Annotated in this window: 25 protein-coding genes and 1 tRNA gene; 12 read left to right on the top strand and 14 right to left on the bottom strand. The window is 29.6% G+C overall.

The genetic code is table 11. The features are described 5' to 3' along the window. Positions 1-8: 8 nt before the first annotated feature. From L8X97_RS04265 to L8X97_RS04245, 5 genes are all read left to right on the top strand, one after another. Positions 9-1,994 carry an OPT family oligopeptide transporter gene (locus L8X97_RS04265; protein WP_263662714.1) on the top strand — a complete coding sequence of 662 codons (1,986 nt, stop codon included), beginning with the start codon at positions 9-11 and terminating at the stop codon, positions 1,992-1,994. After that, a complete protein-coding gene (locus tag L8X97_RS04260; protein ID WP_263659205.1) occupies positions 1,991-2,797 on the top strand; it encodes an undecaprenyl-diphosphate phosphatase in 807 nt (268 codons plus the stop codon). The genes L8X97_RS04265 and L8X97_RS04260 overlap by 4 nt, the downstream gene beginning before the upstream one ends. 106 nt (positions 2,798-2,903) lie before the next feature. Then, the gene (gene thrS / locus L8X97_RS04255; RefSeq protein WP_214126685.1) at positions 2,904-4,715 is read left to right on the top strand and encodes a threonine--tRNA ligase; all 1,812 of its coding nucleotides are present in this window, start codon (positions 2,904-2,906) and stop codon (positions 4,713-4,715) included. Continuing rightward, the gene (gene infC, locus L8X97_RS04250; RefSeq protein WP_039617082.1) at positions 4,712-5,233 is read left to right on the top strand and encodes a translation initiation factor IF-3; all 522 of its coding nucleotides are present in this window, start codon (positions 4,712-4,714) and stop codon (positions 5,231-5,233) included. The genes thrS and infC overlap by 4 nt, the downstream gene beginning before the upstream one ends. Before the next feature lie 34 nt (positions 5,234-5,267). Further along, a complete protein-coding gene (locus tag L8X97_RS04245) occupies positions 5,268-6,359 on the top strand; it encodes a DNA adenine methylase (RefSeq protein ID WP_263662713.1) in 1,092 nt (363 codons plus the stop codon). Here the strand turns inward: L8X97_RS04245 and L8X97_RS04240 are convergent. From L8X97_RS04240 to L8X97_RS04215, 6 genes are all read right to left on the bottom strand, one after another. Further along, positions 6,356-7,222 carry a helix-turn-helix transcriptional regulator gene (locus L8X97_RS04240; protein WP_263662712.1) on the bottom strand — a complete coding sequence of 289 codons (867 nt, stop codon included), beginning with the start codon at positions 7,220-7,222 and terminating at the stop codon, positions 6,356-6,358. The two genes, L8X97_RS04245 and L8X97_RS04240, sit on opposite strands and share 4 nt — an antisense overlap. Positions 7,223-7,239: 17 nt before the next feature. Next, on the bottom strand, positions 7,240-7,545 hold the full coding sequence (locus L8X97_RS04235) for a hypothetical protein (RefSeq protein WP_220566978.1): 306 nt from the start codon (positions 7,543-7,545) through the stop codon (positions 7,240-7,242). A 3-nt stretch (positions 7,546-7,548) separates the two neighbouring features. Further along, positions 7,549-8,442, bottom strand: coding sequence for a hypothetical protein (locus L8X97_RS04230; protein WP_263659201.1), 894 nt, complete (start codon positions 8,440-8,442; stop codon positions 7,549-7,551). Continuing rightward, positions 8,435-10,168 carry a hypothetical protein gene (locus tag L8X97_RS04225; RefSeq protein ID WP_263659200.1) on the bottom strand — a complete coding sequence of 578 codons (1,734 nt, stop codon included), beginning with the start codon at positions 10,166-10,168 and terminating at the stop codon, positions 8,435-8,437. Before L8X97_RS04225 ends, L8X97_RS04230 begins: the two co-directional genes overlap by 8 nt. A gap of 11 nt (positions 10,169-10,179) precedes the next feature. Beyond that, positions 10,180-10,926 carry a DUF3944 domain-containing protein gene (locus L8X97_RS04220; RefSeq protein ID WP_263659199.1) on the bottom strand — a complete coding sequence of 249 codons (747 nt, stop codon included), beginning with the start codon at positions 10,924-10,926 and terminating at the stop codon, positions 10,180-10,182. Between the two features lie 62 nt (positions 10,927-10,988). Further along, positions 10,989-11,210, bottom strand: a complete 222-nt coding sequence (locus L8X97_RS04215; RefSeq protein ID WP_263659198.1) for a hypothetical protein — start codon at positions 11,208-11,210, stop codon at positions 10,989-10,991. A 147-nt stretch (positions 11,211-11,357) separates the two neighbouring features. Between L8X97_RS04215 and rpmI the strand changes: the two genes are divergently transcribed. From rpmI to L8X97_RS04200, 3 genes are all read left to right on the top strand, one after another. Next, positions 11,358-11,549, top strand: a complete 192-nt coding sequence (gene rpmI, locus L8X97_RS04210; RefSeq protein WP_039617094.1) for a 50S ribosomal protein L35 — start codon at positions 11,358-11,360, stop codon at positions 11,547-11,549. A gap of 98 nt (positions 11,550-11,647) precedes the next feature. Further along, positions 11,648-12,001, top strand: coding sequence for a 50S ribosomal protein L20 (rplT, locus tag L8X97_RS04205; protein ID WP_039617097.1), 354 nt, complete (start codon positions 11,648-11,650; stop codon positions 11,999-12,001). Continuing rightward, positions 11,979-12,875, top strand: coding sequence for a DNA ligase (locus tag L8X97_RS04200; protein ID WP_263662710.1), 897 nt, complete (start codon positions 11,979-11,981; stop codon positions 12,873-12,875). Before rplT ends, L8X97_RS04200 begins: the two co-directional genes overlap by 23 nt. On the opposite strand, the gene L8X97_RS04195 is transcribed toward L8X97_RS04200, so the two are convergent. The 4 genes from L8X97_RS04195 to L8X97_RS04180 are packed head-to-tail and all read right to left on the bottom strand — an operon-like array spanning position 12,852 to position 16,579. Beyond that, the gene (locus L8X97_RS04195; protein WP_263662708.1) at positions 12,852-13,667 is read right to left on the bottom strand and encodes a metal ABC transporter permease; all 816 of its coding nucleotides are present in this window, start codon (positions 13,665-13,667) and stop codon (positions 12,852-12,854) included. The two genes, L8X97_RS04200 and L8X97_RS04195, sit on opposite strands and share 24 nt — an antisense overlap. Next, positions 13,660-14,409: a metal ABC transporter ATP-binding protein gene (locus tag L8X97_RS04190; protein ID WP_263660398.1), complete on the bottom strand. Its 750-nt coding sequence runs from the start codon at positions 14,407-14,409 to the stop codon at positions 13,660-13,662. Before L8X97_RS04190 ends, L8X97_RS04195 begins: the two co-directional genes overlap by 8 nt. Further along, positions 14,409-15,737 (bottom strand): DUF1007 family protein, encoded by a 1,329-nt coding sequence (locus tag L8X97_RS04185; RefSeq protein WP_263660397.1) that lies wholly within the window; start codon positions 15,735-15,737, stop codon positions 14,409-14,411. Before L8X97_RS04185 ends, L8X97_RS04190 begins: the two co-directional genes overlap by 1 nt. After that, entirely contained in the window at positions 15,734-16,579 is an 846-nt protein-coding gene (locus L8X97_RS04180) for a metal ABC transporter solute-binding protein, Zn/Mn family (protein ID WP_263659193.1), read from the bottom strand. The genes L8X97_RS04185 and L8X97_RS04180 overlap by 4 nt, the downstream gene beginning before the upstream one ends. Positions 16,580-16,706: 127 nt before the next feature. Here L8X97_RS04180 and L8X97_RS04175 point away from each other — a divergent pair, with 127 nt between their 5' ends. Beyond that, on the top strand, positions 16,707-17,054 hold the full coding sequence (locus tag L8X97_RS04175) for a Fur family transcriptional regulator (RefSeq protein ID WP_220566989.1): 348 nt from the start codon (positions 16,707-16,709) through the stop codon (positions 17,052-17,054). Next, on the top strand, positions 17,054-17,752 hold the full coding sequence (locus L8X97_RS04170; RefSeq protein ID WP_263662707.1) for a class I SAM-dependent methyltransferase: 699 nt from the start codon (positions 17,054-17,056) through the stop codon (positions 17,750-17,752). Before L8X97_RS04175 ends, L8X97_RS04170 begins: the two co-directional genes overlap by 1 nt. 9 nt (positions 17,753-17,761) lie before the next feature. Here L8X97_RS04170 and pyrC read toward each other — a convergent pair whose 3' ends face one another. The 4 genes from pyrC to L8X97_RS04150 are packed head-to-tail and all read right to left on the bottom strand — an operon-like array spanning position 17,762 to position 20,896. After that, a complete protein-coding gene (pyrC, locus tag L8X97_RS04165; RefSeq protein ID WP_263662706.1) occupies positions 17,762-18,754 on the bottom strand; it encodes a dihydroorotase in 993 nt (330 codons plus the stop codon). 8 nt (positions 18,755-18,762) lie between these two features. Next, on the bottom strand, positions 18,763-18,993 hold the full coding sequence (locus tag L8X97_RS04160) for a helix-turn-helix domain-containing protein (protein WP_012660796.1): 231 nt from the start codon (positions 18,991-18,993) through the stop codon (positions 18,763-18,765). Next, positions 18,978-19,349, bottom strand: coding sequence for a diacylglycerol kinase (locus tag L8X97_RS04155; RefSeq protein WP_263662705.1), 372 nt, complete (start codon positions 19,347-19,349; stop codon positions 18,978-18,980). The genes L8X97_RS04160 and L8X97_RS04155 overlap by 16 nt, the downstream gene beginning before the upstream one ends. After that, on the bottom strand, positions 19,349-20,896 hold the full coding sequence (locus tag L8X97_RS04150; RefSeq protein WP_263662704.1) for a phosphoethanolamine transferase: 1,548 nt from the start codon (positions 20,894-20,896) through the stop codon (positions 19,349-19,351). Before L8X97_RS04150 ends, L8X97_RS04155 begins: the two co-directional genes overlap by 1 nt. Before the next feature lie 99 nt (positions 20,897-20,995). On the opposite strand from L8X97_RS04150, the gene L8X97_RS04145 reads away from it, so the two are divergent. Both L8X97_RS04145 and L8X97_RS04140 read left to right on the top strand, forming a co-directional pair. Then, positions 20,996-21,754 carry an exodeoxyribonuclease III gene (locus L8X97_RS04145; protein WP_263659189.1) on the top strand — a complete coding sequence of 253 codons (759 nt, stop codon included), beginning with the start codon at positions 20,996-20,998 and terminating at the stop codon, positions 21,752-21,754. A gap of 69 nt (positions 21,755-21,823) precedes the next feature. Continuing rightward, a tRNA-Glu gene (locus L8X97_RS04140) sits at positions 21,824-21,898 on the top strand. Positions 21,899-22,025: the final 127 nt, after the last annotated feature.

The following is a 22,025-nucleotide window of genomic DNA, read 5'->3' as shown; positions in this document are numbered from 1 at the left end:
GAAACAAAATGTATGCAAAAAACTCACTACCGGAGCTTACGCTTAGGGGTATAATACTAGGAAGTATTTTAACGATTATTTTTACTGCCTCAAATGTATATTTGGGGCTTAAAGTTGGTCTTACTTTTTCTACTTCTATTCCTGCTGTTGTAATTGCAATGGCTGTTTTAAAAATCTTTAAAGATTCTAATATTTTAGAAAATAATATGGTTCAAACTCAAGTTTCAGCTGCAGGTACGCTCTCGGCTGTGATTTTTGTTATACCGGGCCTTTTTATATGTGGGTATTGGTTTGAATTTCCACTTTGGCTTACCTTTATGCTCTGTCTTTGCGGAGGTGGATTAGGCGTGCTTTTTACTATACCTTTGCGTAGAGCTATGGTAGTAGAGAGTAAATTGGCTTATCCTGAAGGAAGGGCTGCTGCTGAAATTTTAAAAGTGGCTAATAAAGATCAAGCTGATAAAAAAGGAAAGGTAGGCTTAAAAGAAATCACAGTTGGTGTAGTATTAGCTTCTATTGTAAGCCTTTTTTCAAGCGGCTTTAAACTACTTTCAAGTGGAAGTAGTTTTGCATTTATTTGGCAAAAAATGACTTTTGGATTTTCTATGGGCTATTCAGTGGCACTTTTGGGTGCTGGATACTTAGTAGGTATAGCCGGAGGTGTTGCATTGCTTGTGGGTATGGTGCTTGCTTGGATGGTTTTTGTGCCATATTTTTCTGCTAAAGAAAGTTTTGATGTAAGCTTAAGTGCACTTGATATAGCTAATCAAATTTGGGCTCAAAAAGTACGCTTAATAGGTACAGGAGCTATTGCCATAGCAGCATTATGGACTTTAATAGAACTTGCAAAGCCTGTATATGATGGTATGAAAAATATGCTTAAAAAAACCTCATTAAACCTCTCACAAGATCCTAAAGATATGGATTTATCTTTAAAAGCTATACTAGGTTTATTTGTGCTTATGTGTATAGGTTTGTTTATTTCATTTTATGCTTTTGTGGCTGATTCAAATTTAGCAAGTGGCTATCAAATTCTTTTTGCTTTGGTAGGAACTTTAGTAGCTATTTTTATAGGCTTTTTTGTAGCTTCTGCTTGTGGATATATGGCAGGTTTAGTGGGTTCATCATCTTCTCCTATTTCAGGTATAGGACTAATTGGGATTATGATTTCTTCTTTGATTATTTTACTTTTGGGTTATCAAGTAGATTTATTTAGTGATCCTTTGATGTCTAAATTTGCTATTGCTTTTGCTATATTTACTACCAGTGTTATTTTGGCAACTGCTGCTATTTCTAATGATAATTTACAAGATTTAAAAACTGGTTATTTAGTAGGTGCAACTCCTTGGAAACAACAAGTTTCTTTGATTATAGGTTGTGTGTTTGGAGCTTTAGCTATAGCTCCTGTTTTAAATTTGTTATACCAAGCTTATGGTTTTGTGGGTGCAATGCCAAGAGAAGGAATGGATGAGGCAAATGCACTTGCTGCACCACAAGCAAATTTAATGAGCACTATAGCTCAAGGTATTTTTAACGCCAACATTGATTGGAGTTATATTATAGCAGGAGCTTTTGTGGGTGTTGGTATAATCATTGTAGATCGTTTATTAAGAAAGAAAAATATGTCTTTACCACCTTTAGCTGTGGGTATAGGTATATATTTACCACCTGCTGTTAATATGCCTTTGTTTGTAGGTGGATTATTGGCATATTTAATTAAAAAGCGTTTGGATCAAAGATATGCTAAAAATGCTCATAAAAAAGAACTTATTCAAGAGCATGAGCAAAAAGGAACCTTATTTGCCTCTGGTTTGATAGTGGGTGAGAGTATATTTGGAGTATTAATAGCTGGTTTAACTGTGCTTTCTATTAGTAGAGGTGGAGCTGAAGATCCGCTTGCTATTGCAACTTCATTTAAAGATGATGGGATTATAGGTTTTGTAGTATTTATAGCGATTATGCTAATTTTTGCAAGAAGAGTGCTTAAAAAATGAATTTAGATTATTATTATGCTTTGATTTTAGGAATCATTGAGGGTCTGACAGAATTTTTACCTGTTTCGTCTACTGGGCATATGATCTTGGGTGCTGAAATTTTGGGTTTAAATATAGATGATTTTTGGAGAAGTTTTTTTATTATCATTCAGCTTGGTTCTATACTAGCGGTGATTTTTATTTTTAAAGAAAAACTAACTCAAAAACTTGATATTTGGTTAAAACTTGCTGTGGGCTTTTTGCCTGCAGGTGGGGTGGGTTTTATAGCATATAAGTTTTTAAAAGAAATATTTAATGGCTATACCGTGGCTACTATGTTAATCATTGGTGGGATTGTTTTTATCATCATAGAACTTAAACATAGAAAAAAAGATTATACAATCCACTCTTTAGATGAGGTAAGTTATAAACAAGCTTTTTTGATAGGTTTAACTCAAGCTCTTGCTATTATACCAGGTACTTCAAGAAGTGGAGCAAGTATCATAGGTGGGTTATTGCTCGGACTTGATCGCAAAGTTGCTTCTGAATTTTCATTTTTGCTTGCAATTCCTACTATGATTATAGCAACAGCTTATAGCATTTATAAAGAACCACAAGTTCTAAGCAATATGAATAATTTCATTCCTTTAGCCATAGGTTTTATAACAGCTTTTGTAGTGGCTTTTATAGTAATTAAAATATTTTTAAAATTAATTAGCAAAATAAACTTCATACCTTTTGGAATTTATAGGATAATTTTAGGTTTTGTATTTTTATACCTTTTTATGAGTGGTACTTTAGATATATCAAGAACAGGTGTTTGAAATATAAAAATATCCTTTATTTAAAAAAAGTTTAAGTTTTTCATAGCTAAAATTAGTCTTATATTTTAATTTAAGCTCACAAGGTTAGTGAGTGTTAAGGGTAGAAATGACAAAAGATATAATTGCATATGCAAATAATGAAACTTTGGTAGATACTCAAAGTTTTAACAATGACACGAATTTAACTCCGATTTATTTTGATAATTCTAAAGAAAGTTTAGAAGTTATCCGCCACTCTTGTGCGCATTTAATGGCTCAAGCGATTAAAAGTCTATATCCAGAGGCTAAATTTTTCGTAGGACCTGTGATAGAAGATGGGTTTTATTATGATTTTAGAGTTGATAGTAAGATTTCAGAAGAAGACTTAAGCAAAATCGAAAAGAAAATGAAAGAACTAGCAGAGGCAAAGCTAGACATCACAAAATATGAACTCTCAAAGACTGAGGTTAAAGAAAAATTTGCTAATGATGATTTAAAACAAGAAGTTTTACTAAGAATTCCTGATGGAAAAGTAAGTATTTATAAGCAAGGCGAATTTGAAGATTTATGCCGCGGACCTCATGTACCAAATACTAGATATTTAAGATTTTTCAAGCTTACTCGTGTAGCGGGAGCGTATTTGGGTGGTGATGAAAAAAGAGAAATGCTCACAAGAATTTATGGTACTGCCTTTGCAGATAAAGAAAGTTTAAATGAATACTTAAAAATCATTGAAGAAGCTAAAAAAAGAGATCATAGAAAACTTGGTAATGAAATGAAGCTTTTTGCCTTTGATGATGAAATAGGCGGTGGGCTTCCTATATGGCTTAGCAATGGTGCAAAATTAAGAAGTAAATTAGAGCATTTATTATACAAAGCACATAGATTAAGAGGTTATGAGCCTGTGCGTGGGCCTGAGCTTTTAAAAGCTGATGCGTGGAAAATTAGTGGGCATTATGCAAACTATAAAGAAAATATGTATTTTACGCAAATTGATGAGCAAGAATACGGCATTAAGCCGATGAATTGTGTAGGACATATTAAAATTTATCAAAGTGATGTTAGAAGTTATCGCGATTTACCTTTGAAGTTTTTTGAATACGGCGTGGTGCACCGCCATGAAAAAAGTGGAGTTTTACACGGACTTTTTAGGGTAAGAGAATTTACCCAAGATGATGCGCATATTTTTTGTATGCCAAGTCAGATAAAAGAACAAGTTTTAGAAATTTTAAGCTTTGTTGATACTTTGATGAAAGCTTTTGAATTTGATTATGAGATGGAAATTTCAACGCGCCCAGCAAAAGCAATAGGTGATGATGAAATTTGGGACATAGCTACAAAGGCTTTAAAAGAAGCTTTAGATGAACAAGGTTTAAAATATGGCATTGATGAGGGCGGTGGAGCTTTCTATGGCCCAAAAATCGATATTAAAATTACTGATGCGCTAAAAAGAAAATGGCAGTGCGGAACTATACAAGTAGATTTTAACTTACCAAGCCGTTTTAAACTCGAATACACAGACGCAGATAATGAGAAAAAACAACCTGTAATGCTTCACCGTGCTATTTTGGGTTCTTTTGAAAGATTTATAGGAATTTTAGTAGAGCATTGTGCGGGTGAGTTGCCATTTTTTATAGCACCAACTCAAGTAGCTATAGTGCCTATTTCGCAAAATCATCATGAGTATGCAAAAGAAATAGCAAGAAAACTTTTAGAACTTGGCATTGATAGTGAAGTGTATAATAAAAATGAAAGCTTAAATAAAAAAATCCGCACAGCCGAAAAAGCACATGTGCCTATGATACTTGTTTTAGGCGATGAAGAAGTAGCAAACAAAAGTGTGGCTTTAAGAGATAGAAGAGCAAAAGAACAAAAAACAATGACTTTAGATGAATTTATAACCCTAACAAAGGAGAAATTAAGTGAGGTACGCTTTTGAGTAAAGAAAAAGAAGTATTGCTAAATGAAGAAATTCAAGCAGATGAGATCAGATGTATAGGTGATGATGGCAAGGTTTATGGCATTATTAGTAGTGATGAAGCACTAGATATAGCAAATAGACTAGGGCTTGATTTGGTGATGATAGCCCCTGAAGCCAAACCACCTGTATGTAAGATAATGGATTATGGAAAATTCCGTTATCAACAAGAAAAGAAACAAAAAGAAGCAAAGAAAAAACAAAAAGTTATTGATATAAAAGAAATCAAACTTTCTGTGAAAATCGCTCAAAATGACATTAATTATAAAGTCAAACATGCAAGCGAGTTTTTAGAGCAAGGCAAGCATGTGAAATTTAGAGTGTTTTTAAAAGGTCGTGAGATGGGCTCTCCTGAAGCAGGGGTAGCTTTGCTTGAAAAAATTTGGCAAATGGTTGAAGATATAGCAGATAGAGACAAAGAGCCTTTACTCGAAGGACGCTATGTAAATATGCTAGTAACTCCTAAAAAGAAAAAATAATCACAAGCCTTTTTGAGGCTTGTATTTTAAACTTATGCTAGAAGAAAATCCGCAATTTTTAAAAGAACAAATCATAACTTATCTTGGTAATAAAAGATCTTTGCTCGAGTTTTTAAATCAAGGCTTTAAATTCGCACAAAATGAGCTTAAAAAAGATAAATTTAGTTTTTGTGATGTATTTAGTGGCTCTGGGGTAGTTTCGCGTTTTGTGAAGCCTTATACGAGTTTTATCATGGCAAATGATTTGGAAGATTATTCTAAAATCATCAATGAGTGTTATTTAAGCAATCAAAACGCGAAATTTTTACAAGAATTACAAAAACATTATGCTTTTTTAACTTCTGATTTAAAACTCAAAAAAGGCTTTATAAGCAAGCTTTATGCACCAAATGATGATGAGTATATCCAAAAGAATGAAAGAGTTTTCTACACGCTTAAAAATGCGATGTATTTAGACTCTATGCGAGAAAAAATTTCAAGCTTGCCAAGTAATATACAAAAATACTTTATCGCACCGCTTATCTATGAAGCAAGTGTGCATGCAAATACAAGCGGGGTTTTTAAAGGTTTTTATAAAGATAAAAATGGAGTGGGAAAATTTGGAGGAAATGGAGCAAACGCACTTAGTCGTATAAAGGGCGATATAGCTTTAAAAATGCCTATTTTTTCAAATTTTACTTGTGAATATGAGGTTTTTCAAAAAGATGCAAATGTTTTAGCTAAAGAGCTTGATAGCTTTGATGTGGCGTATTTAGACCCACCTTATAATCAACACCCTTATGGATCAAATTATTTTATGTTAAATTTAATCGCTAATTATAAAAAGCCAAAGGAAATCTCAAAGGTTTCTGGTATACCAAAAGACTGGAACCGCAGTGCTTTTAACAAAGAAAAAAAAGCTGAAGATGCTTTGTTTGATTTGATAAATGATTTAAAAGCCAAGATTGTATTGCTTTCTTATAATTGTGAGGGTTTTGTAAAAAAAGAAAATTTCACAAAAAGACTTCAAAGTCTTGGAGAATGTTTTGTGCTTGAGCAAAAGTATAATGCCTTTAGAGCTAGTAGAAACCTTTCTAAACGCTCTATGCATATACAAGAACAACTTTATGTATTAAAAAAACGTTAATCTTGCATGTATGTATTTAACTGCTCAAAAAGTTTTTCTTTTAAAGCGATAGGCTTGTTTATTTTAATATATGGTATCCAATATCTTATTAAATTTAAAAGCTCATCATCATAGGTATAAAATGCCTTGATGTAAATAAAATTCTCATCCTCATCTATAAATTCGTATTTAGTAAGGGCATTTTTTCTTAAGAAATATTCTTTAGCTTTTTTATCAAGTTTTAAAATAGCTTCTTTGTTTTCTTTACTAATCCAGTTGCTTTGATCTTTTTGAATTTGTTTTAAAAACTCTTCTTTTGGGGTAAAAATTTCTTTTTTTTCCACTCTTAGTTGTGTGATTTTAGAAAAAGCAAAGGTTTTTAAAGTATTGTTTTCATCTGCTAAAAGATACCATATGTGATCAATATTGATGAGTTTGTATGGATTGGCTTTTCTGCATTTTTCTTTGTAGTGAAAACTAATGGGGTATTTTGCTATGATAGCTGCACTTAGTTCCTCAAAAACTTCTCTATCAAGTGTTTCATAGCTTTTGGTTTTGATTAAAAGGGCTTTATTGATTTTTTCATTAAGCAAGTCGTTTAAAAACTCTTTATCTAAACTAGGATAAAGCCTACCTATACCGCTTAAAATAGCAAAATTTTGTATATCTTTAAAGCTTAATTTTCCTAAAACATAGCCTTCTAAAAAGTATTTTCCACTTTCTTTTTTTATAGGGATAAAAGCAAGGCGCTCATGCAAGTCTCTTTGTATGGTGCGAATACTGACATTAAATTCTTGTGCAAGCTCTTCTAAGCTAAAACGCTCGCCATTGTTTAAACACTGCAGTATAGAAACTAAACGCGTAGAAAGCTTGTCTTTTTCCATATACAACCTTTTTTTGTTTATTTTAGCAAATCTTTGATGTTTTGTTTGATTGTTTTTGGATCATTTTCATAGGTAGTTAAAAGCTCTTGAATAAGCTTTAAAAAATCATTAAAATCATCAGGATTTTCTTTTTTAAATTTAAGTACTCTATCTAGGATGATAAAAGCGGCTTCTGTTTTGTCATTTTCTTTTTCATAAAGCTCTTTTAGCTCTAAAGCAAACTTAGTGTAAGTATAAGCTTGCTTTGGCTTTGAGATGATATCAAAGATGTTTGATTTATAGCTAAAAAGCAATGAAAAAAGTTGGGGTAGTTTGTTTAGCATGGTTTATTGTATATATTGCAATAAAATTGCTATTATTGCAATCCCCAAAGATGTAATAGAAACTATTTTTAATATATTATTATCTAATAGATTTTCGTGTTTTTTTATTACAGTTTTTATATTTTCCAATTCCTGCATAATATCTTTCGATAAATTTGCTATTTGGTTTTCATATTTTTGCATAAATTCATTTTGTTGCATTGATAAATTGTCGATTTTTTTTGAAGATAATAGTAAATCTTTATTAAGTGAGTTTATTTTATTTTCTTGTAACTCAATAGTTTCGGTGAAGTTTTTTTGTTGTTGTTTAATTAGATTTACTTCATCTTCATTTTTTTCTATTTTTATTTGAATTTCTTGAAAATGTTTTGTATGATCTTGCATTTGATTTATTACAATATCTGTAAGTTCATTATATATTTCTAAAATTTCATTTGTATCATAAGATAATTCTGTAATGCTAGTCCTATAATTTTCATTTGTTTTGGAAATTATTAATTGTAGATCGTTGATTGTGTCATTTATAAATTCTATGCTATAACATGTGAGTTTTATAACTTCTTGAATTAAATCATTTTGTGCTTCAATAGCCTCTATATTCATCATGTTTAATTCTATTAGAATATTTATTTTTTTAATCTCTTCACTATCAATAAAAATTCCAGCAAAAGGTATATTTTTTGCCATATTTTCCAAAAAAGTATTTTTAGTATTTTTAGCTAATTTTGCAACTTTTTTTGCCTCTATGATTTTTTTAGAAGCTTTGTGAATTTTATTATTAAGTATGTTAGCTACTTCTTGCGAATTTGCATTTTTATTAGGTGTATTTGTTTTTGTTAAACATTCATGTGAATTTATTATACTAATTTTATGTTTACTTTTACTATAACTAATCATGCAATTCCTTTAGATCAAGAATCTTTTTCTTCAGATTAGATATTTTAGTTTTTCTTTCCTCGTCCATCTTTTTATAAGTATTTAGCTCTTGAGTGAGATTGTTTTGTAGTATTAAATTCTTTTCTTTTATAGAATTTATTGCATGTGTTAAAAAAATATATGCATCATCTAGCATAAGCCATGTTTGAGCTATTTTACAATTTAAAATAACACCACTTTGAGTAACAAGCTGTAATCGTAAATTTCCTATTTTGGAGTTGTTTTTCCATTTATCCATATAAAAAACAACAATAGTGCTAACAATAGCTCCAAAAGCAGCACTTATACTTAATGAAATTGCATCACCTATAGTTTCACTCGTAAATGGTATAGGTAAAGATAATAAAACATTAAGCCCAGGTATAGTTATAAGCCATTTATTTATCGCCTCACTTCCTAGCATTGTGAGTGAGGCGATAATACCTGCTGTAAAAATTTTAGCGGCCTCAAAATATATATCTTCTTTAGGCATATCTTTTGGAGGATTTATAATAATTTTTATCGCATTATATAAAGAAGTAAAGCCAGCACGAATAACTTGAACTATTCTTTTTAAAGTTGTAAATATAGTATTTATAGCAAATACAACTAAATTAGATAAAAATGCTTGAATTCCTGCCTCTAAAGAACTTGCAAAAATATTTTTCCATTTCTTTTTGATATCATCCCAAATGTAATGGATTCTATCTTTAAATCTTTTGAATATATCACTAAAACTCTCGTTTCCAAATTCTTTAAATGTTTTTCTAATTTCTATCATTAAGCTTTTGAAAAAGTCTCTTAAAATCATTCCAAGTGCTGAATATACAATCATTTTTGTAGAGTCTTTAGCTCCGGTTATCAAAGCTTCTTTGTAAGGTTTTAGGCTTGTATAGTAAATTTTATCAATTTCACTATCAATATATTTTTTTTGATGATTATATTCTTCTATAAATTTTTCACCATCAATTTTACATTGCATATCTAATAATCTTTCTATATTTTTTTGATCTTTTAAGGATAGTTTTCCATTTTTTATTTCTTTTTCGGTTAATATTTGTATCTGTCCTTCTAATTTCTCTAAAGTTTTTGTTGCGCTATTATCTCTTTTAAAATTATTTATCTTAGCATCTGTTTTTTTTAGATTTTGAGGTGTATTAGCTAAAGATACACCATCAGCATTAGCTAAAATTCTTGCACGATCTTCATGAATTTCTTTGGCTGAAACAACATGATCTAGCTGAGTATTGTCTTTTGGCTTAATCATCTTTCCAGTTGCATAATCATATAATCTTCCCTCTTCTATTTCTTTTTTTAGTTTATTATTTATTTTATTGTATTCCCCATTATGATATTTTTTTGAACAGTATTTTTCACGTTTTTCATATTGTTGCTTATCGTTTTCGTTGGCATATATATCTTTCCTGGCATTATGTGTGGTGCTTACATTACCACCGTCTTGAGAATCTAGAACAATAGCAGCCAATCCAAAATGACTTGTTATAGCATCAAGTGCGTTTTGGGTGCATTGCTCAAAAAGTTTTTTACTTTGCTCTTTTGGTAGTTGTGTTTCTATGTTTTTTAGTTCTTGCAAGGCTTCTTCTAAGTTTTGATTTATATTAATTTTAAGTTGTTCTCTTTGTGATATCTCTTTCAAATCATTTTCTAAAAGTTCATAATCGTTTATAAGTTCTTTATTATCTATCATAGTGGTCTCTTTTATAATAGTTTTTGGTTGTTTTGTTTCATATTATAACTTTGTCGTAGATATGCTATTTGAATAACAGCTGGTATAGTTACTCTATAAGCAGGTCCTGCTATATCTATTGCAGTCCACATCCCTGTTATTGCCCATCCAATAGGACCAACAAAAATACTCATCGCTTTTGTTAAACTCACATTAACTACAGCTGACAATCCTCTGCCTAAAATTAATTTTGATATGGCATTTGCAACAATAACTATTAATTGATAGCTTTTGAAACCACCTTGTTTTATTAAAAATTGCATTGCTGCCATTGTAGATTGTTTTGTAAAAGTTGATAAATTTAAATTTAATTCTTGAGAAATTTCCTTGATTTGCTCTTTGCTCATTTGGTCTAAAGAATTTTCTAAAATTTTCATAAAAAGATTTATTTCTATTATCTCTGTATCGGAATTTTTATTATAATTAACTTTAAGTTTATCGGCTACATCGCATAAAATTTCTTTATAAAGTACACCTTTTCCCATTCTTAAGATATTTGCAAAGGTGTTTCCCCCAAAACACTGAAACTCATCTAAAATTAAATCTAAATACTGTTTGTGATCAGGATAGAATTTTTTATACAACTCATTTACTGTTATTAATTCCGTAAATCTTGTAGTATTATCTTTATCATGTGTGAGAATACTAACAAAATCATTTAATTCTTCGCTACTTAAGTTTCTCAAAAATTCCAAATCTTTGTCATATCTATATGCCATCTTTTTCCTTTCAATTTAAATTTTTATTATATCAATACCCCCCCCCCGTATTGTCAAGGTTTTTAGTATTGTTTACTTTTAATTATCCTTGCAAGTACTACTACGCCTGCTAAAATTAGCACATAAGAAACTGCTACATTTATAATTCCGTATTTTTCTATTAAAAATAAACTTGGTAATATAACGCACCACACTACAAACAAAAATAAAGCCCAAAAAGTACCACAAACTATAGCCCATATAGCAGTAGCTATCATAACTATAATACCAATTACTATTGCCATTTGACTCCTTTATTGGATTTTATAAAATTAATAAAATCATATTAAATCCTTGTGACAGGTTGTGTCATAAAAATTTAATTTTTCTAAAGCATAGTTATAGTAAAATGATAGCTTTCTTTTATGAAAAAATTTATCCAAAGGATACACATGCCAAAAATGAAAAGCGTTAAAAGTGCTGTTAAACGCTTCAAAGTAGGTAAAAATAAAATCAAAAGAGGTGCTGCTTATAGAAGCCACATTTTGACTAAAAAACCTGCTAAAAGAATGCGTGATCTTCGCACTTCTAAGTATGTTCACTCAACCAATGTTAAAGCGGTTGAAAAAATGTTAGGAATTTAAGCTCGCTTAAATTTAGTTTTTGACGAAAGTCATTCAAGCTCCCCTTATTTTAAAGGGCAAGATTCGTTTAACGAACGCCAATTTGTGAAAGGATAAATATGGCAAGAGTAAAAACAGGTGTTGTAAGACGCCGCAGACATAAAAAAGTTTTAAAACTTGCGCGTGGTTTTTATAGTGGTCGCCGCAAACACTTTAGAAAAGCTAAAGAACAATTAGAAAGAAGTTTGGTTTATGCGTATCGTGATAGACGCCGCAAAAAACGTGATTTCCGTCGTCTTTGGATAGTGCGTATCAATGCAGCTTGCAGACTAAATGATATTAGTTATTCAAGATTTATAAATGGTCTTAAAAAAGCAGGTATTGAGCTTGATAGAAAAATCTTAGCTGATTTAGCGATGAATGACGCAGCTGCTTTTGCTAAAATCGCAGATGCTGCTAAAAAAGCACTTTAATCTTACTGCAAGGCTTTTTAGCTTTGCTTTTCTCTTTACTTTCCTTTTAAATTCTCTTTTTGCAAAAGATATTTTGCTTTTTAAAGTTTATGATGAAAAAGCATTTAAAGATGTAAATTTAAGCCATTATCTCATGAGTGAAAAACTCGATGGTATAAGAGGTCTTTGGAATGGTAAGTCTATGCAAACAAGAGCAGGAAATACTATAAAACTTCCTTTATTTTTCACAAAAAACTTTCCTAAATTTGAATTAGATGGAGAACTTTGGATAAAAAGAGCTTCTTTTGAAGAAATTTCATCTTTAATACGCCAAGAAAATCCCGATGAAAAACTTTGGCAAAAAGTAAGTTATAATGTCTTTGATGTGCCAAATGCTTGTGAGGAATTTAAGCTTGATCCTTGTACCTTAGAAGCAAGATTAGAAGTTTTGAAAAAGTATTTGGCTAAAAACTCAAATGATTATATAAAAATTATTCCACAAATTTCCATTAAAGATAAAAATCATTTAGAACAATTTTATCAAGATATCATTTCGCATAAAGGTGAGGGTGTGATCATAAGATTAAACAACGCACCTTATGAAAAGAAAAGATCAAACAATGCTTACAAATTAAAACCTTTTGATGATACAGAATGTGTTGTAAAAAAGCATTTAGAAGGTAAAGGAAAATTTGAAGGTAAAATGGGATCTTTACTTTGTGAAGCAATGATTGAGGGTAAAAAAGTGAGTTTTAAAATAGGCTCAGGTTTTAAAGATAAAGATCGTATAAATCCTCCTGCTATAGGATCAATCATCACTTATAAATACAATGGTTTTACAAAAAATGGCACTCCAAGATTTGCTACTTATTTAAGAACGAGAGAAAATTTTTAAAGCATTAATTCCTAAATATATAGCAAAAGCAATACATGAGATCATAATGATACTAGCACCACTTGAGATATTAAAATAATAACTCACCATCAAACCACTTAAGCAAAAACATAAACTCAAAATACTTGAATAAATCATCATCCAACCAAGTTTTTTACTAATACCTTCTGCTATAAAGCTTGGTATGCTTAATAAAGCCATGGCTAAAATTAATCCCACAAGTCTAATACCAATAACTACGCACAAGCTTATCATAAAAATCAAAAGATAATAAAATAAATTAGTGTTAATCCCTCTAGTTTGAGCAAATTCGCTATCAAAGCTTATGATTTCAAATTGTCTATAAAAGCATAATAAAATAATGATAAAAATGATATCTGCGCCAAGCATAAGCCAAATGTCTTCATTAGAAACGGTTAATATATTGCCAAATAAATATGCCATTAAGTCGTTATTGTATTTTGGGCTTAAGTCTATAAGTATGATTCCTATAGCCATACCAAACGCCCATATGACAGCTATAATGCTATCGCTTCTGTTTGGATAGTGTTTGCTTAAATAAGCCACTATAAAAGCTAAAATCAAAGTAAATAAACTTGTGCTAAGTAAAACGGGTAAAGAAAAGTAAAATGCTACTCCAATGCCACCAAATGCCCCATGTGTAATGCCACCAGCCATAGACATAAGCCTATTTACCATTACCAAACTTCCTATACAACCACATGCAATGCTTACTAGCACACAAGAAAATAAAGCATTTTGAAAAAAGTTAAAATTTAAAATTTCAAGCATTACATTCCTTACATAGGCAAGAATTTAAACTCATTTCAACATCGCAAAAATGAGAATGGTTTTGGTATAAGTGTTTTATATAGTTGATTTTATTTGGATCTTTAATGTTTTTGTGTATAAAAATTTCTTTGTTTAAATATGCGATTTTATCACTATATGCTAAAGTTATGTTAATGTCGTGACTAATGCATATAATACCTATGCCATTTTGATGAAGTTGTTTTAAAAGCTCAAAAATTTGTATAGCATTTTTAGTATCTACACTTGCTGTAGGCTCATCTAATATAAGCAATTTACACTCTCCTACTAAAGCTCTTGCTATGAGCACCCTTTGTCTTTGGCCGCCGCTTAAAGAATGGATAGTTTTATCCCAAAAATCTTGCATAGATACTTTTTTTAGAGCATCTAGAGCTAACTCTTTGTCTTTTTTGGTGTAAAAACCAAAAGTTTTATGATTTATCCTTCCCATAAGCACGACTTCTAAGACTCTAGTTGGAAAATTGGTATTAGTTAGAGTGTTTTGTGGGACATAGCCTATTTGACTTAAATTTATATTTTTAAATTCAATTATATTTTTACTTTTTAAAAGTCCAAATATGAGTTTTATAAGGGTTGATTTTCCACCACCATTTGGTCCTATGATAGATAAAAAATCATTATTATCATAGCTTAGATTGATATTTTTTAACACAAGTTCTTCATTATAAGAAAAATTTAAATTAGATATTCGAAATAATTCCACTAAAATACACCTTCTTTGGTATTGATGAATAAAAATAATCCAAATGATATCATAAATATCAAAGCTAGATACTCTAGTAAGGTTCTTATTTTTATAGTTTTGACATTTTGGTGAATTTTATTTGCCCCTATAGCAAATAAAAATAATACAAAACACATTCCCAATGTCACAAACACAGCAGAGCTTAAAGCATAAAAAAAGTTGAATTTATACGCAAAAATAAAAAGCAATATAACACCAGGACAAGGCACCAAAGAAGCTCCTAGTATGACTACCCATTCACTTGTTTTATGTGAGTGGCAAGAGCATGAGCAAGAGTTTTTATGAAGTATTTTTTTGCTTAGCATAAAAAGAGCTATAAAAACTATAAGTAAACTTGTAAATTTTGTAAGAATAAATCCAGCCATATTGATATCTTTGAGTAATTTCTCAAGGATAATTATACCAATGCTTACAAGTAAAAATGCACTCATTATATGCACTATGCCTATTTTTAATACAAAATAAAATATTTTAGAAAATGAGCTTTTGTGTGTTAAAAAATACGAACTTGTAAGCATTTTAGAATGACCTGGTGCACTAGCATGAAAAACGCCATATCCAAAAGATATGATTAATAATATTAAAAATGTTTGTATATTAAATTCTTGTTGAAGAAGTTGCTTGATATACAATAAAATATTTTCGTTAAAAATTTGCAATTTATTTAAAAGATCATCTATAAAATTTGGACTTTGCTTGATTTGAATTTCTGCAAAGGTTGTATTTGGTGTTTTGCCTTTTTGTGCTTGTAAAAATATGAGATTTAAATTGGGATTTGCACTTAGATAATAGTTTGAATTCAAAGTGATAAAATCTTGCGGTATAAATTTAAAACTAAAAAATCCTTCCTTATCTTCAAATCTTATGCTAAATGTGTTATTTTCTTTTATAGGGATGTTAAGATTTACTTCAAAAGTGAAAAATAGTTTCGTTTTATCTAAGATTAATTTGGCATTTAAAAATTTTTCTATGTAAATTTTTTCATCTAAATTGTAAAATTGAAATTGCATTAAAAATTGTCTTGGCTCTATATAATCTAAAAGAGTATATTTAATATCAGTAAGTTCGTCTTTGTCTAAAGTATTATTATAATTTATATCATAGTTTTGAAGTAGTATTTTTATAAAATCTTGCGAAAATTCCCAAGTTACATAAATTTTATTGATGTTATCATCACTTGCGTTAAAGTCTAATTTTACATTTGCCGTTGGAGTATAAGCTGCACACAAAGCACAGCTTAATACTTTTTGAAAGCATATAAAAGCTAGTATTAAAATGATTTTCATTCTAAAGCCATTTTTAATGCTTGTATGGTTTTTAAAAGTTCTTTATCCCAATCTTTAGCCAAATGATCGATAAAAACAATTTTTGCGTTTAATTCTTTAGATAATACTTTAGCCGAATTTTCACTAAAACCAGGTTGGACAAAAATAACCTTTATGTTTTTTTCTTTGGCTATTTTTATTAGTTTTTGCAAATCTTGAATTTTTGGCTCTTTTCCATCAATTTCCACAGGAATTTGGATGAGGTTGTATCTTTTTGCAAGATAATTCCAACTAGGATGATAGACTATAAATTCTCGGTGTTTGATGTCTTGTAAATTTGTTTTGATTACTGAATTTAAGTCATCCAATTCTTTAAGAAAATTTTCTAAATTTTTTGCATAAAAGTCTTTATTTTGTGGAAAAGTTTGACTTAAAGCTTTATAGATATTTTGTGCTTGTATTTTTACTAAAATAGGATCTAGCCAAGTATGAGGATCGTTTTTACCATGCTCATGTTCATCGTGGTCATGTTCATCAGTCTCATCATTTTCCAGTAATGATATGCCATCATTAATATTAACAATTTTGACATTTTTGAGTGTGTTTTTAAATTTGTTTTCTAGGATTTTTTCAAGTTCTAAATCGGCAAGAAAATAAATTTTGCTTTTTTCAAGATTTTTAATCATCATAGGTTTAAATTCTACATTATGTTCATTAGAATTAGGTGAAATCAAGATATTAATTTCAACACTATCTTTAGCAATCTTTTCTACAAAAAATGCTTGAGGTGGTATGCTAACACTCACAATAGGTTTTGAAAAAGCAAGTGCGCATGATAATAACAATAACAATATTTTTAACATTAATTCCTCCTGATTATCTAAAATTTATGTAATTATATATAATGCAACTTAGTTGCAACTTAAAAATTAAGTTGCATTTATAAAACTTTTTTTGTGGTAAAATACATTTATTTTCTAAGGTAGAATTATGGAAGCTATTGATTTATTAAAAAAACATGATATTTCTATGACAACTTTACGAGTGGAAATCTTGCAAATTTTATCTCTTGCTAAAACCCCATTAAGTTATGATCAATTTAATCTCAAAGCAAATAAAACTAGCTTTTATAGAAATATGGAGCTTTTTGAAAAAAAGGGTATTGTTAATAAAAGTCAACTTGATCGCAAAAGTTTTTATGAATTAGCAGATCATGCTAAAGCACATTTTATATGCGATGTATGTCATGAGATTAGTGATGTAAAAATGCCTGAAATTAAAGGGATTATAAAAAGTGTTGTGATTAAAGGAATTTGCCAAAAATGTGAGAATGAATAATGAATTTATGGAATAAAAAAGCAAAAAGCTATGCAAGATATAGTTCTAGCTTAAACGAAATTCAAAAAGCCACTTTTGCAAAACTTAGATCTTTACAAGGCAAAATCGTGGTGGATATAGGCTGTGGGAGCGGTGTTTGGACTTTGCATTTAGCACAAAAAGCAAAAAGTGTTTTAGGCATAGACAGCTCTAGTGCTATGCTTGAAATTTTACAAGAAGATGCAAAAACTCATGCTATATCAAATATAAAAACTTTAAATTTAGACTTTGAAAACTTTTATAAAAACAATAACACAAATTTTGATTTAGCCTTTTTGAGCATGTCTCCTGCTTTGCAAAATGAAAAAGACTATAAAGCTTTTTTAAGCTTAGCTTCTAAAAAAGTATATTTAGGCTGGGCGAGTAGGCGCAAAAGTAGCTTTTTAGATCCTATATTTGAGCATTTTAACACGCATTTTAAAGGTTTTTATGAAGAGGATTTGCAAAGTTTTTTAAATGCGCAAAATATTTCTTATGAGAGTGAAATTTTTAATGAAATTAGAGTAGTAAAAAGAGATAAAGATAGTGCGATAGAAAATGCTTTGTGGCATTTGAGTATGAATGGCATTAATGCAAACAAACAAGAGTTAGAAAGCTTTGTAAAAGATGAGGTAGAAGAGATTATAGAAGCTAAGATAAAACTTTTGATTATTGATTAAATTTCAAGGCTAAATAACCTTGAAATTTAAAGTTTTTCCTGCCATAAATGGCACCACATCACCGTATTTTTGCGCTACTTGCCATTCTTGTTTTTCTAAAGTGATGATTTTATCTTTTTCAAATTTAAGATTATGGATTTTACAAGCATTATCTGAAATAAATTTTTGTAAATTTGCTTCATTTGAGTGCTTTTCAAAAAGTTCAGCTAATACAGGTAAAATCACCGGTGCGCTAAATACGCCAGCTGCACAACCACAGCATTCTTTAGTGTGCAATGGATGAGGTGCGCTATCACTTCCAAGCATAGTCTTTTCATAGCCACTAAAAGCAAGCTCACATAAAGCGTCTTTGTCTTCATAGCGTTTTGCAATAGGTTTGCAAAACAAATGCGGATCCATCTTAGCACCTACTACATCATCAAGTGTTATCATTAAATGATGTAAAGTGATAGTTGCGTATAAATTTTCATAATCTTTTAATAAATCACACAAAACCTTAGTGGTAATATGTTCCATTACAATTTTTAATTTTGGAAAATTTTTAGTTAATTTTTCATAGATTTTAGCAAAATTTGCCTCTCTATCCATTACAAAATCATTTGTTTCTCCATGTACAAGTAAAGGCAGGCCAAGCTCACTCATAGCATTTAGTGTAGGTTTTAACTTTTCTATATCAAAGCTTGAAATTCCATTATCTGAATTTGTAGTTATGCCTGCAGGATAAAGTTTGATAGCAAAAATTTCATCTTTAGCTTTTTCTAAAAATTGCTCATCATAGTCTTTAAAAAATAAAGTCATCAAAGGCGTAAAATCTTCATTTTTACATGCTTTTAAAATGCGTTCTTTATAAGCTTTTAGTGTATTTATTTCAGTAAGCGGAGTGATTAAATTTGGCATGATAACTCCCGCTTTAAAGTCTTTTGCGCTAAATGGAGCTACAAGTTCAAGCATGCTTTCATCGCGTAAATGTAAATGCATATCCAAAGGGTTTTTAAGCGTCATTTTATCTCCTATTTGAGTTTATATAAGCCGTTTTTGAGCTTTTCAAGCAAAGCCTTCTCTTCTAAAAATTTAAAAGTAGAAATGATGGTTGGTTTACTGATGTTTAACTTTTTAGAAAGTTCTTCGATATTTGCAAAGACAAAGCCATCTTCATTAGCATGAAGGGCTAAAAATTCTAAAATTTCAAAGCGTTTTTTACCAAAGATTTTTATGCATAGTGTTTTTACTTTATCATCCATTCTCTAGCCATATTAAAAAGAATAAAACTCCAAGTAATTATAGCCAAAACAACGCTAAAAAACACCCCAGCGCTCGCACAATCTTTTGCTTTTTTAGCTAAGATGTGAAATTCGCTCGTACAAAGATCCACGCAAGCTTCTATGGCAGAATTTAATGCCTCTATAATTAAAATCAAAACTAATACTAAAATAAGCACAAAATGTTCTAAAAAACTCGCAGGTAAAAATAAGCTTACAAAAATTAAAGGTAAGATAATGGCAAATTCTATTCTAAAAGCCATTTCATCTTTAAGCAAGAATTTAATGCCACTAAAGGCATAACTTGCATTTTTAAATAAAGAATACTTTGGCTTCATTAAGGATTTTCCTTTAAATTTTTACTATATAAGTCATAGTTTTCTTCATATTCTTTAGTTTGGACATTAAAATATCCTAATAAACTTGAAAAAATATTATCTTGAGATAATTTATAATCTTTCTTTTTTTGTAATTCTTGGATTAAATTATTATCTTTGCTCCAAAGAATCATAGGAACATGAGTTTGTTCTTTTGGTGCTATGAAATAGGGCATTCCATGAAGGTAAATTCCATTTTCTCCTAAACTTTCTCCATGGTCTGATACATACAACAATGAGGCATTTTGTGCAGGACTTTGCTTTAATAAGTCAATAAGACTTTTGATGATAAAATCTGTATAAAGTAAAGTATTGTCATAGGTATTAGTTAATTCTTCTTGCGAGCATTGTTGTAATTCATTTGTATCGCAAGTTGGCGTAAATTTTTTAAACTCATTTGGATAGCGCTTAAAATAAGCTGGTCCATGAGAACCTTGCAAATGAACGACTATGATTTTACTTGAAGATGGATTTTGTAATTGTTCTTTTACAAGCTCAAGTAAACTCTCATCATAATCTTTTGAAATCAATTTATGTGCTATACGATCGCAGTTTCCTTTGCAACCTCCAGAATTATTTCCAAGCCAAACACTTTGAACTCCAACTCTTTGCAAAATATCTAAAGCATTTTCTTCATAAAGACTATTGTCAAAAGTAGCTCTTTTGTGTCTTGAAAATATACAAGGTAAACTTCTAGCAGTTGCTGTCCCGCAAGAGCTTACATTGTCAAAATATATTAAATTAGGTTCGTTTTTGGTGTAAAAATTAGTATCATTTTTGGTATAACCACCCAAAGAATAGTTATTTGCTCTAGCGGTTTCCCCTATGACTAAAATCATAGTTTTGTTTAAGTCTTTTTCCATTTTCGCATCTAAAGCTATCTTTTGAAGTTCTTTTTCTGGAATAACTTCTAATTTTATATATTTAATTGCTGAATAAATTTGATAAAAAGGAGTGTTATAAACTCTTACTTCATTATAAGTTCTTAAAAATGGTACAATACTTTTTGAAAAAATTCCAAGCAATCCAAAAGCAACAAATAAAGCAACAAATAAAGTACTAAATTTGATGATTAAATGTTTTTTGATATTGTGATATTCTATTTTGGTTTTTATAACTAAAAATGCTGGAATCACAAAAGTAAAAAATATATAAACAAAAATATTAAAATTAATCAGATCATGTACTTCTTTTTGATCAGTTTGCATAGCATTTCTAATCATATCATGATCTATAATAACACCATAATTGATCATAAAATAACTACTAATTGAACTCACACCTATTAAAAAAATCATTAAAATCTTGCTAAGATAAGGCAAAAATAATAAAGCGAAAATTCCAACTAATAGTGCAAAATATATAATTATATATAAAATAATGGAAATATCATTATTATGAGGATGTAAATTTTCGTGAATATAAGAAAACAATTTCAGATTGATACTAGTTATATAAAAAGCACTCAAAATAATAAATTTAAGCCACGATATATTAAAAAATTTCATGAAATCCTTTCAAAATTAAAGATTTAATTATAAATAAAAATGGTTAACTTAATATCTTTATGGTATGATTTTGCTTTTTGTAAGTTTAAGGATTAAATTATGAAATTATTATCATGGAATGTAAATGGCCTAAGGGCAATTTGTGATAAAAATGCACTTGATTGGATTGAAAAAGAAGAAATTGATTTTATAGGTTTTCAAGAAATCAAAGCACACGAGGATAAATTTCCAAAAAGAATTTATGAGTATCCTTTTAAACATATGTATTCAAATAGTGCTAAAAGAGCAGGGTATTCAGGCGTAATGAGCTTGTGTAATTTTGATTGTGAGGTAAAAAAATGTGAGTTTTTTGATGATGATGAAGGTAGAGTTTTAGAGCATAGCTTTAAAAATGTAGTTTTGTTTAATATTTACTTTCCAAATGGTCAAAAAGATGAAGAGCGTTTGAATTTTAAAATGAAATTTTATAATAATTTTTTAGTGTATTTAGATAAACTTTTAAAAGAAGGTAAAGAAATTATCATCTGTGGAGATGTTAATACCGCACATCGTGAGATAGACTTAACCCACCCAAAAGCTAATGAAAAAACTTCAGGTTTTCTACCGATTGAGCGTGCTTGGATAGATGATTTATTAAAATTAGGTTTTATAGATACTTTTAGGCATATAAATGGCGATGTTAAAGAAAAGTATTCGTGGTGGAGTTATAGAATGAAAGCAAGAGAAAGAAATGTAGGCTGGAGGATTGATTATTTTTTCATTTCTAATGGCTTAAAAGATAAACTTAAAAATGCTTTTATAAGAGATGATATTTTTGGCTCAGATCATGCTCCTGTAGGGATAGAAATCGATATTTAAGGTATTTTTTAATGCCTTAAATAATTATTAAGTAAAAATTGTTATAATTTCATCTTAAAACTGCAAAATGGCCCATTCGTCTAGCGGTTAGGACATCGCCCTTTCACGGCGGTAACACGAGTTCGAGTCTCGTATGGGTCACCACTTACTATTTTATATCCGCTTTTTTTGATAATCATTGTCATATTTTACAAAAAGTTACATTGTTTAATTTAAATATTTTTTATTTGTTTTCTCTTATTTAAATTAAGTTTATTTTAAAATACTTATT

This window comes from Campylobacter sp. CNRCH_2013_0671h (genome assembly GCF_025773055.1).
GTDB lineage: Bacteria > Campylobacterota > Campylobacteria > Campylobacterales > Campylobacteraceae > Campylobacter_D > Campylobacter_D lari_D.
This window is presented reverse-complemented; position numbering and strand designations above follow the sequence as displayed.

Excerpts from the sequence above, each read along its gene's own strand:
- L8X97_RS04245 (WP_263662713.1), top strand. The coding sequence starts at position 5,268 with ATGCTAGAAGAAAATCCGCAATTTTTAAAAGAACAAATCATAACTTAT.
- L8X97_RS04200 (WP_263662710.1), top strand. The coding sequence starts at position 11,979 with ATGCTGCTAAAAAAGCACTTTAATCTTACTGCAAGGCTTTTTAGCTTT.
- rpmI (WP_039617094.1), top strand. The coding sequence starts at position 11,358 with ATGCCAAAAATGAAAAGCGTTAAAAGTGCTGTTAAACGCTTCAAAGTA.
- L8X97_RS04220 (WP_263659199.1), bottom strand. The coding sequence starts at position 10,926 with ATGGCATATAGATATGACAAAGATTTGGAATTTTTGAGAAACTTAAGT.
- L8X97_RS04215 (WP_263659198.1), bottom strand. The coding sequence starts at position 11,210 with ATGGCAATAGTAATTGGTATTATAGTTATGATAGCTACTGCTATATGG.
- L8X97_RS04225 (WP_263659200.1), bottom strand. The coding sequence starts at position 10,168 with ATGATAGATAATAAAGAACTTATAAACGATTATGAACTTTTAGAAAAT.
- L8X97_RS04180 (WP_263659193.1), bottom strand. The coding sequence starts at position 16,579 with ATGTTAAAAATATTGTTATTGTTATTATCATGCGCACTTGCTTTTTCA.
- L8X97_RS04160 (WP_012660796.1), bottom strand. The coding sequence starts at position 18,993 with ATGGATGATAAAGTAAAAACACTATGCATAAAAATCTTTGGTAAAAAA.
- pyrC (WP_263662706.1), bottom strand. The coding sequence starts at position 18,754 with ATGACGCTTAAAAACCCTTTGGATATGCATTTACATTTACGCGATGAA.
- L8X97_RS04170 (WP_263662707.1), top strand. The coding sequence starts at position 17,054 with ATGAATTTATGGAATAAAAAAGCAAAAAGCTATGCAAGATATAGTTCT.
- L8X97_RS04145 (WP_263659189.1), top strand. The coding sequence starts at position 20,996 with ATGAAATTATTATCATGGAATGTAAATGGCCTAAGGGCAATTTGTGAT.
- L8X97_RS04230 (WP_263659201.1), bottom strand. The coding sequence starts at position 8,442 with ATGATTAGTTATAGTAAAAGTAAACATAAAATTAGTATAATAAATTCA.
- L8X97_RS04150 (WP_263662704.1), bottom strand. The coding sequence starts at position 20,896 with ATGAAATTTTTTAATATATCGTGGCTTAAATTTATTATTTTGAGTGCT.
- L8X97_RS04175 (WP_220566989.1), top strand. The coding sequence starts at position 16,707 with ATGGAAGCTATTGATTTATTAAAAAAACATGATATTTCTATGACAACT.
- L8X97_RS04235 (WP_220566978.1), bottom strand. The coding sequence starts at position 7,545 with ATGCTAAACAAACTACCCCAACTTTTTTCATTGCTTTTTAGCTATAAA.
- L8X97_RS04265 (WP_263662714.1), top strand. The coding sequence starts at position 9 with ATGTATGCAAAAAACTCACTACCGGAGCTTACGCTTAGGGGTATAATA.
- thrS (WP_214126685.1), top strand. The coding sequence starts at position 2,904 with ATGACAAAAGATATAATTGCATATGCAAATAATGAAACTTTGGTAGAT.
- L8X97_RS04260 (WP_263659205.1), top strand. The coding sequence starts at position 1,991 with ATGAATTTAGATTATTATTATGCTTTGATTTTAGGAATCATTGAGGGT.
- L8X97_RS04240 (WP_263662712.1), bottom strand. The coding sequence starts at position 7,222 with ATGGAAAAAGACAAGCTTTCTACGCGTTTAGTTTCTATACTGCAGTGT.
- L8X97_RS04185 (WP_263660397.1), bottom strand. The coding sequence starts at position 15,737 with ATGAAAATCATTTTAATACTAGCTTTTATATGCTTTCAAAAAGTATTA.
- L8X97_RS04155 (WP_263662705.1), bottom strand. The coding sequence starts at position 19,349 with ATGAAGCCAAAGTATTCTTTATTTAAAAATGCAAGTTATGCCTTTAGT.
- rplT (WP_039617097.1), top strand. The coding sequence starts at position 11,648 with ATGGCAAGAGTAAAAACAGGTGTTGTAAGACGCCGCAGACATAAAAAA.
- L8X97_RS04195 (WP_263662708.1), bottom strand. The coding sequence starts at position 13,667 with ATGCTTGAAATTTTAAATTTTAACTTTTTTCAAAATGCTTTATTTTCT.